The 8,869-nt window shown below is 69.2% G+C and carries 5 protein-coding genes; 2 read left to right on the top strand and 3 right to left on the bottom strand.

The features are described 5' to 3' along the window. Positions 1 to 140: 140 nt before the first annotated feature. The 3 genes from ACFY60_RS21145 to ngcE all read right to left on the bottom strand — a co-directional run bounded on the left by ACFY60_RS21145 (position 141) and on the right by ngcE (position 3,558). Positions 141 to 1,082 carry a carbohydrate ABC transporter permease gene (locus tag ACFY60_RS21145; protein WP_388612388.1) on the bottom strand — a complete coding sequence of 314 codons (942 nt, stop codon included), beginning with the start codon at positions 1,080 to 1,082 and terminating at the stop codon, positions 141 to 143. Continuing rightward, on the bottom strand, positions 1,082 to 2,011 hold the full coding sequence (locus ACFY60_RS21140; protein ID WP_388612386.1) for a carbohydrate ABC transporter permease: 930 nt from the start codon (positions 2,009 to 2,011) through the stop codon (positions 1,082 to 1,084). Before ACFY60_RS21140 ends, ACFY60_RS21145 begins: the two co-directional genes overlap by 1 nt. Positions 2,012 to 2,112: 101 nt before the next feature. Next, positions 2,113 to 3,558, bottom strand: coding sequence for an N-acetylglucosamine/diacetylchitobiose ABC transporter substrate-binding protein (gene ngcE, locus ACFY60_RS21135; protein WP_388612384.1), 1,446 nt, complete (start codon positions 3,556 to 3,558; stop codon positions 2,113 to 2,115). 373 nt (positions 3,559 to 3,931) lie between these two features. On the opposite strand from ngcE, the gene ACFY60_RS21130 reads away from it, so the two are divergent. Both ACFY60_RS21130 and ACFY60_RS21125 read left to right on the top strand, forming a co-directional pair. After that, positions 3,932 to 7,762, top strand: a complete 3,831-nt coding sequence (locus tag ACFY60_RS21130) for a GH92 family glycosyl hydrolase (RefSeq protein WP_388612382.1) — start codon at positions 3,932 to 3,934, stop codon at positions 7,760 to 7,762. A 164-nt stretch (positions 7,763 to 7,926) separates the two neighbouring features. After that, positions 7,927 to 8,847 carry an FG-GAP repeat domain-containing protein gene (locus ACFY60_RS21125; protein ID WP_388612380.1) on the top strand — a complete coding sequence of 307 codons (921 nt, stop codon included), beginning with the start codon at positions 7,927 to 7,929 and terminating at the stop codon, positions 8,845 to 8,847. The last annotated feature ends 22 nt before the right edge of the window (positions 8,848 to 8,869 follow it).

The raw sequence follows: 8,869 nt of genomic DNA, 5'->3' as shown, positions 1-8,869 counted from the left end.
TCAACAACACGGCTCCGGTTCCGGCTGCCCCCCCTTATCCTCCATCACCAGGCGGGCGGGTGGGTTACACCGCACGCGGGGGGCCCCCGGCGCGCCGTGCGCGCCGGGGGCCCCGGGCCGGTCGGTCCTGGACCGCCGCGTCACTTCACCGCGCCGGCGGTGAGTCCCGCCACCACCTGACGCTGGAAGATGACGTACGCAGCGAGCACCGGCAGCATGGCCATGACCAGGCCGGCGAAGAGGCCGGACCAGTCGCCCTTGTAGCCCTGGCTGACGGCGAGCTGCACCAGGCCCTGGGAGAGCACCTTCTGGTCCTGCTCGGTGTTGAGCACGGTCGGCAGCAGGTACTGGTTCCACTGGCCGAGGAAGTTGAAGATGCCGACGCTGATCAGGCCCGGCTTCGCCATCGGCAGCATCACCTGGAAGAAGGTCCGGGTGTGCGAGGCGCCGTCCACGAAGGCGGCCTCCGCCACCGAGGTCGGCAGGGTGCGGAAGAAGGCCGTGAGGAAGAAGACCGTGAAGGGCAGCGAGTAGGCGATGTAGACCAGGATCAGGCCGTGCGGGGTGTTGAGCAGGGCCATGTTCTGCATGACGTAGAACAACGGGACGAGCGCCAGGATGATCGGGAAGCTCATCCCGCCGATGAAGAGGAAGTACAGGAAGCGGTTGCCCGGGAAGTCGAAACGGGCGAGCACGTAGGCGGCCATCGAGCCGAACAGCAGGGTGCCGAGGAGCGAGCCGCCCACCACCACGATCGTGTTCATGAAGTAGTCGCCCATGTGCGCCTCGGTCCAGGCGCGCGACCAGTTCTCGAAGTGGAGCCGGTCGGGGAGCGACCACGGTGAGGTGAAGATCGCCCGGTCGGTCTTGAAGGAGGTCATGACCGCCCAGAGCAGCGGCATGACCACCATGATCGCCCAGATGATCAGGACCCCGTGCGAGAAGACGTTGAGGACCCCGCCCTCGCCCTTGGGCTCCTTCACGGCGGCGGGGGCCGTGGCGCCGACGGGCAGCGGGCCGCCGCCCGCCGGGGGGCCGGGGGTCTTCTCGACGTCGGTGGAGGCAGTTTCGGTGATCTTCATCAGAACTCCAGCCGCTCGCGCCGGCCGACCTTCATCACGACCGCCGCGAAGGCGAGCGTGAGCAGGAGGAGGGCGACGCCGATGGTCGTTGCGTAGGCGGCCTGACCGTCCCGGAACGCCTTCTGGTACACGTACAGCGGCAGGACGATGGTCGAGTAGTCGGGCCCGCCGCCGTTGGGGCCGACGGTCATGATCTGGACCACGGCGAAGGACTCCGCGCCGAGCGCCAGGATGCCCATGTAGATCCAGCCGGACTGCACGGTGTCCCAGAGCAGCGGCAGGGTGATCCTGAAGAAGGTGGTGAAACGGTTGGCGCCGTCGAGCAGGGCGGCCTCGTAGAAATCCCTCGGAATGGACGCCATGCCCGCAGAGAAGAGGACGACGAAGAATCCGACGGTGGACCAGACGAGAACGACCATCACGCACATGAGGGCGAGATCCGGGTCGCCCAGCCAGTCGGGCCGGACACTGCCGAGGCCCACGAGTTCCAGGGCGGAATTGATGGCGCCGCTGTTCGGGTTGTACGCGAACTGGAAGAGGAGCGCCACGATCGCGATGGACAGCACCTGCGGGAAGAAGTACACGATCTTGTAGAAAGACGATCCGCGCACGCCCGTCACGGCCGCTCCCTTGCGGCGGCGGCCCCCGACATTCAGCATGAAGGCGAAGAACAGGGCGAGGCCGACGGTCACCAGCGGCAGCACCACGGCGAAGGTCAGGCTGTGCTGGAGCGATTTCCAGAAGATGTCGTCGTCCAGCATCCGGCTGTAGTTGTCGAAGCCGACCATCGAGAATTCCGGACTGAGCCCGGACCAGTCCGTGAACGAGTAGTAGATGGACTGGATGAACGGCCAGATGACGAACAGCGCGTAGAGCGCGAGGGGGATCGCCAGGAACCCCACGATGAAACGGTACTTGCCGTGTTGCATTCCTACCGACCCCGATCTTTCCCGCCGAGGCGCGCCGCCGGTGCCGCGCGCGAGGGTTCCGGGGCCCGCTCCCGGTCGGCGGGAAGGGGCCCCGGCGCTGCTCACTGGTGCTTGTAGTGCTTGATGTTCGGGTCCTTGGCCGCGTCGTCGGCGAACTTCTGGATCTTCTTGATCGTCTCGGCGGGCGTCGCGCGGCCCGCCATCATCTCGCCGATGCCGGCGACACCGATCTTCTCCTTCTGCAGGGCGACGTACCAGTCCTGGAGCCGCGGGTTGACGACGTTCTGGCCGGCCTTCTCCAGGGCGGCGACTCCGGACTTCAGGCCCGGGGTCAGCTCGATGCCGTCGGTGCCGCCGTTGAAGGCGGTCAGGGACTTCACGGACCGGGTGAAGTTCTTGGAGGAGGCCTCGCTGAGCATGATGCGCAGCTGCTCCATGCCGCCCTCGACGTTCTTCGCCTTGGCCGGGACGATGAAGGGCTCGCCGCCGGAGGCCCAGATCGTGCCGAAGGGCATCTTGTCGGAGGAGTCGAGGCCGGTCGGGGCGGAGACGGCCAGGTCGAAGTCGGCCGGCATGGTCTTGGCCGCCTCGTTCTCGACCCAGGAGCCGTTCGGGATGAAGAGGGCCTTGCCCTCGGTCCAGGCGGTCTGCGACTGGATGTGGTCGAGGCCGGGGGTGCCCTGGAGGATGTAGCCCTTGCGGACGAGCTCGTAGTAGGCCTCGAAGCAGGCCTTGACGGCCGGGTGCTCCCAGGCCTTCGGCTCCAGGTTGTCGATGGCGTCGAGCACCTCGCGGCCGCCGACCTTGCCGATCATCGGGTAGAGGGAGAAGGGGACGTAGTACGGGTGCTTGCCCGCGTACGTCCAGCCCGCGATGCCCTTCTTCTTGGCCTTCTCGCAGACGGCCAGCATCTCGTCCCAGGTCTCGGGGTACTTCGCGTCGAGCGAGTCGAGCAGCTTCTGCGAGTACCAGACGCCGTAGACGGTGTAGGCGTAGTAGAGGACCCAGACGGGGGCGCCGTCGAACTGGCCCATCTCGACGATGCCGGGCCGCAGGGTGTCGCGGACCTTCTTCTTCGGGTCGTCGACGGAGGGGGCGTCCAGGAGCGGCGTGAGGTCGGCCAGCTGCTTCTGGCCGACGAGCACGCCCATGTCCATCTGCTCGGCGCCGGAGTTGTCGATGAGGTCCGGCGGGTTGCCGCCGTTGAAACGGGGCTGGAGCTCGGTGGTGATCTTCTGGGTGGGCGTGAACTTGACGGCGGCCCCGGGGTAATTCTTCTCGTAGAGCTTGATGGCGTCCTTGGCGTACTGCTGGCCGAAACCACCGTCGAAGAGGACGAAATCGAGCGGCGCCGACTCGTTCACCCCGAGCGGGTTCTTGTCGGATTTCGTGCCCTTCTCGACCTTCTCGTTCCCGCTGCCGCCACCGCTGGCACAGGCGGACAGGAAGCCCATCGTCGGCACGGAGATGAGGCCGATCGCGGCGGAACGCTTGATGAGGTCGCGACGGCCGAGGCCCTCACTGGTGCGGGCGGAGGTGGATCCCATGCTCAAGTCCTCGCCTTCATTCAGGACTCAGGCGGTGTACCGGTCACCCGTACGCTCGCCACAGGCGAAGGGCCCCGCCACCGCGGTCAATTGCTGGGTCGTGCAGGCGTCGGGCCGTCGTGGATTCGTACGACGGGCGGGACGCCGACAGGTATAGTCCACTTCCCTTCGCCGGAGCAAGATCGAAAGCAGGTTTCGGCAGCCATCTTTCCCGAGTTGAGACCTCGGGGATGAGCACCTCGCATCTGCGGCGTTTCGTCCCGCCCTTCCCCGCCAACACCCTTGACACCTTGTGCGACTTGACCCCTACTGGAGTCTGCGCCATGGATCTGACAACGTTGTCCAAGACCAGCGGCAGGAGCGAAGAAACCGCATGCAGACCGGATTCCCTCCCCGATCACGGCCCCGGCCCGGTGGCCCGAGAGCGCTTGCGCTCGCCGCCTCGGCGGCCCTGATCCTGACCTCACTCCCCGCGCTGACCCCGGTGGCCCAGGCTCTTCCCGGCCAGCGGGAGAAACCGGACCGGGAGTTCCACACCTCCTTCGAGGCGGACGAGACACCACCGACCTGGCGGAACACGGTGGAGACGGCCCCCGACGGCACCGCGCGCGCCTCCGGCGTCGACGGCGGCTTCGCGAGCGGCATCCCCGGCAACGTCACGGACCGCGTCACCGGACTGCGGGCCAGCGGCGAGCACGCGGGGGCGGGCGAGACCAAGGAGAACCTGATCGATCTCCAGCCCGGGACGAAGTGGCTGGTCTTCGCCCCCACCGCCTGGATCGAGTTCGACCTGGACGAGCCGGTCGCCCTCGCCTCCTACGCCCTGACCTCCGCCAACGACGCCGCCGAGCGGGACCCCCGGGACTGGACGCTCAAGGGCTCGGCCGACGGCAGGGAGTGGACCGTCCTCGACACCCGGTCGGGCGAGGACTTCGCGAAACGGTTCGAGACCCGTACGTACGACCTCCCCACCCGCGGCCCCGCCTACGCCCACTACCGGCTCGAGATCACCGCGAACCACGGTGCCGGTCTCACCCAGCTGGCGGACGTTCAGTTCTCGAACGGGGACACCTCCGCGCCCGTGCCCAAGGAGATGCGCACGGACGTCGACCGCGGCCCGCTCGGCTCCCCCACCGCCAAGGCCGCCGCCGGCTTCACCGGCCGCCGGGCGCTGCGCTACGCGGGCACCCACCGCGCGGACGGTCGCGCCTACGCGTACAACAAGATTGTCGACGTGCACGTCCCGGTCCGTCCGGACACCGAGCTCTCCTACCTCGTCTTCCCGTCGATGGCCGAGACCGATCTGAACTATCCGGCCACGCACGTGGCGGTCGACCTGGCCTTCACCGACGGCACCTATCTGAGTGACCTGGGCGCCGTCGACACCCACGGCGGGCCGCTCACCCCGCGCGGACAGGCCGCGGCCAAGCGTCTGTACGTCAACCAGTGGAACCGGGTCGGCTCCCGGATCGGCGCCGTCGCGGCCGGCAGGACCGTGGACCGGATCCTCGTCGCGTACGACTCCCCGAAGGGACCGGCGAAGTTCCAGGGCTGGATCGACGACCTGAGGATCGGCGCCGCGCGGCCGGAGCCCCGCCCGGAGCACCTTTCCGACTACGTCTCGACCACCCGCGGCACGAACTCCAGCGGCGCCTTCTCGCGCGGCAACACCTTCCCCGCCACCGCCGTGCCGCACGGCTTCACCTTCTGGACGCCGGTCACCAACGCCTCCACCCAGAGCTGGCTGTACGAGTACGCGCGCGGCAACGACGCCGACAACCTGCCCAGGCTCCAGGCCTTCTCCGCGAGCCACCAGCCGAGCCCGTGGATGGGCGACCGGCAGACCTTCCAGGTGATGCCCTCGGCGGCGGCCGGCGACGCACCCACCGACAAGGCGGCCCGGGCGCTGCCCTTCCGGCACGCCCGGGAGACCGCCCGGCCCTACCTCTACGGCGTCACCTTCGAGAACGGGCTGCGCGCCGAGGTCACCCCCACCGACCACGCGGCGATGATGCGGTTCACCTATCCGGGTGAGGACGCGAGCCTCGTGCTCGACAACGTGACCGACGCCGGCGGTCTGACCCTCGATCCGGCGACCCGCTCCTTCACCGGGTACTCGGACGTCCGCTCCGGCCTGTCCACCGGCGCCGGACGCATGTTCGTGTACGGCGTCCTCGACGCGCCGGTCACCGACGCGGCGGCCGAGGGCGTCCGGGGCCGGCTCCGCCTCGACGCGGGCGAGGACCGCACGGTCACCCTGCGGATCGCGACCTCCCTCATCTCCGTCGAACAGGCCAAGGCCAACCTGGCCCAGGAGATTCCGGACGGCACCTCCTTCGAGAAGGTCCGTGACCGGGCCCGGAAGGCCTGGGACGCGCTGCTCGGCCGGGTCACCGTGGAGGGCGCCACCCACGACCAGCTGGTCACGCTCTACTCCGGGCTCTACCGCCTGTACCTCTACCCCAACTCGGCCTTCGAGCAGGTGGACGGGCGGCCCCGCTACGCCAGCCCGTTCGTCCCGCCGGCCGGACCCGACACCCCGACCCGTACCGGCGCGAAGATCGTCGACGGCAAGGCGTACGTCAACAACGGCTTCTGGGACACCTACCGGACCACCTGGCCGGCCTACTCCTTCCTCACGCCGCGGAAGGCGGGCGAGCTGGTCGACGGCTTCGTGCAGCAGTACAAGGACGGCGGCTGGATCTCCCGCTGGTCCTCCCCCGGCTACGCCGACCTCATGACGGGCACCTCATCCGACGTGGCCTTCGCCGACGCGTACGTCAAGGGCGTGAAGTTCGACGCCGAGGCCGCGTACGAGGCGGCACTGAAGAACGCGACCGTCGTCCCGCCGCACCGGGGCGTCGGCCGCAAGGGCATGGACACCTCACCCTTCCTGGGCTACGCCTCCACCGAGACCCACGAGGGCCTTTCCTGGTCCCTGGAGGGCTACCTCAACGACTTCGGCATCTCCCGCATGGCCGAGGCGCTGTACGAGAGGACCGGGAAGAAGCGTTACCAGGAGGAGGCGGCCTACTTCCGCGACCGCGCCCAGGGGTACGTCTCCCTCTTCGACGCGGAGGCCGGCTTCTTCCAGGGCCGGGACGCGAAGGGGACCTGGCGGGTGCCCTCGGCCTCGTACGATCCCCGGATCTGGGGGCACGACTACACCGAGACCAACGGCTGGGGTTACGCCTTCACCGCTCCGCAGGACTCGCGGGGCCTGGCGAACCTGTACGGCGGGCGGGCCGGTCTCGCGAAGAAGCTGGACGCCTACTTCTCCACCCCCGAGACGGCGAGCCCCGAGTTCACCGGCTCGTACGGCAGCGTCATCCACGAGATGACCGAGGCCCGGGACGTCCGCATGGGCATGTACGGCCACTCCAACCAGGTCGCGCACCACGTGCCGTACATGTACGACGCGGCCGGGCAGCCCTGGAAGACGCAGGAGAAGGTGCGCGAGGTGCTGTCCCGGCTCTACACCGGCAGCGAGATCGGGCAGGGCTACCACGGTGACGAGGACAACGGCGAGCAGTCGGCCTGGTACCTCTTCTCCGCGCTCGGCTTCTACCCGCTGGTGATGGGCGGCGGGGAGTACGCCATCGGCTCGCCCCTCTTCAAGAAGGCCACCGTCCGCATGGACAACGGCCGCACGCTGGTGGTCGAGGCTCCCCGGAACAGTGCCCGGAACGTGTACGTCCAGGGCGTCACCGTGAACGGCCGCGCCTGGCACTCGACGGCCCTCCCCCACGACCTGCTGGCCCGCGGCGGCATCCTGCGCTTCGACATGGGCCCGCGGCCCTCCTCCTGGGGCACGGGCCCGGGCGCGGCGCCCTCCTCGATCGCGCGGGACGACCGGGTGCCGGCCCCACCGTCGGACGCGCTGGCCCGGACGGGACCGCTCACCGACGACACCTCGGCGACCTCGGCCGCGCTCACGTCGGAGCCGCTGCCGGTGACGGCCCCGACCCGGGCGATCCGCTACACGCTGACCTCGGCGGCGCGGGCGGAAGCGCCCTCCGGCTGGGTGCTGCAGGGCTCCGCGGACGGGGCGCACTGGACCGATCTGGACCGCAGGGCGGGCGAGTCCTTCGCCTGGGACCGGCAGACGCGGACCTTCACGATCGCCGCGCCCGGCTCGTACACGGCGTACCGGCTGGTGGCGGAAGGCACCTCCCGGCTGGCGGAAGTGGAGCTTCTGCGTTGACAAAAGGGATATAAGTCCGGGATCGAAACAGTTGTGTCACAAACCAGTTGACCTGTGAAGATCCGATGAGAACGATCCTGGATCATAAGGTTTCCGCCGTCGGCCGTCCGGGTGACGCGCCGGTGGCGGAACCTTTCCTTTCGTCTTCCTCTCAGGAGAACTACGTGGCCAACTCCACTGGCCTGAACCGCACGGGCATCCTGTCCCGTGTCACCGTCGCGGCCATCACCGCGGCCCTCGTGGGCACCACCACCGCCGCGGTCGCCGCGGACGCGCCGGCGCCGGTCGGCAAGACCTCCGCCGCGGCCGAGAAGGCCACCCCGGGCGCGGGCACCTTCGCCGCCGAGTCCGCGGCCGACGCCCCCATCGGCGAGCTGCGCGCCGCCGACGGCAACGGCAAGCTCTGGTCGTACTGGCCGAACGGCTCGGGCGGCTTCGAGTCCCGCGAGGACGTCGGCTCCGGCTGGGGCGGCGTCTCCAAGGCGACCCAGGTCGACCAGGACGCCGACGGCGTCTCGGACGGCGCCTGGATCGTGTCCTACGGCACGCTGTACTGGCTGGAGTGGAACGCCAGCCCGGTCAGCCTGGGCAGCGGCTGGGGCGCCTTCAACACGGTCGTCTCCACGGCCAGCCTCGGCGGTGCCGCCGCGGACGACCTGCTGACCCGTGACAGTTCGGGCAACCTGTACCTGTACCTCGGGTACGGCAACGGCCGCCTGGCGCCCCGCGTCAAGGTCGGCACCGGCTGGCACATCTACAACGCCATCACCGGCAAGGGCGACCTGAACAACGACGGCAAGGCCGACGTGATCGCCCGTGACGGTTCCGGCAACCTGTGGCTCTACAAGGGCACCGGCAACTACAACGCCCCCTTCGGCGCGCGCGTCAAGGTCGGCACCGGCTGGGGCATCTACAACTCGGTGGTCTCCACCGGTGACGTCGACATCGACGGCGTGGCCGACGTGCTCGCCCGTGACGGTTCCGGCAACCTGTGGCTCTACAAGGGCACCGGCACCACCGCTCCCGCCTTCAAGCCGCGCGTCAAGCTCGGCACCGGCTGGAACACGTACCGCCTGATGTTCTGATCCGCGCCCCGCGCGTGTGAGA

This window comes from Streptomyces sp. NPDC012827, from assembly GCF_042900905.1.
GTDB classification, from domain to species: domain Bacteria; phylum Actinomycetota; class Actinomycetes; order Streptomycetales; family Streptomycetaceae; genus Streptomyces; species Streptomyces gulbargensis.
The sequence above is the reverse complement of the archived record's forward strand: the minus strand, read 5'-3'. Positions and strand labels throughout refer to the sequence as shown.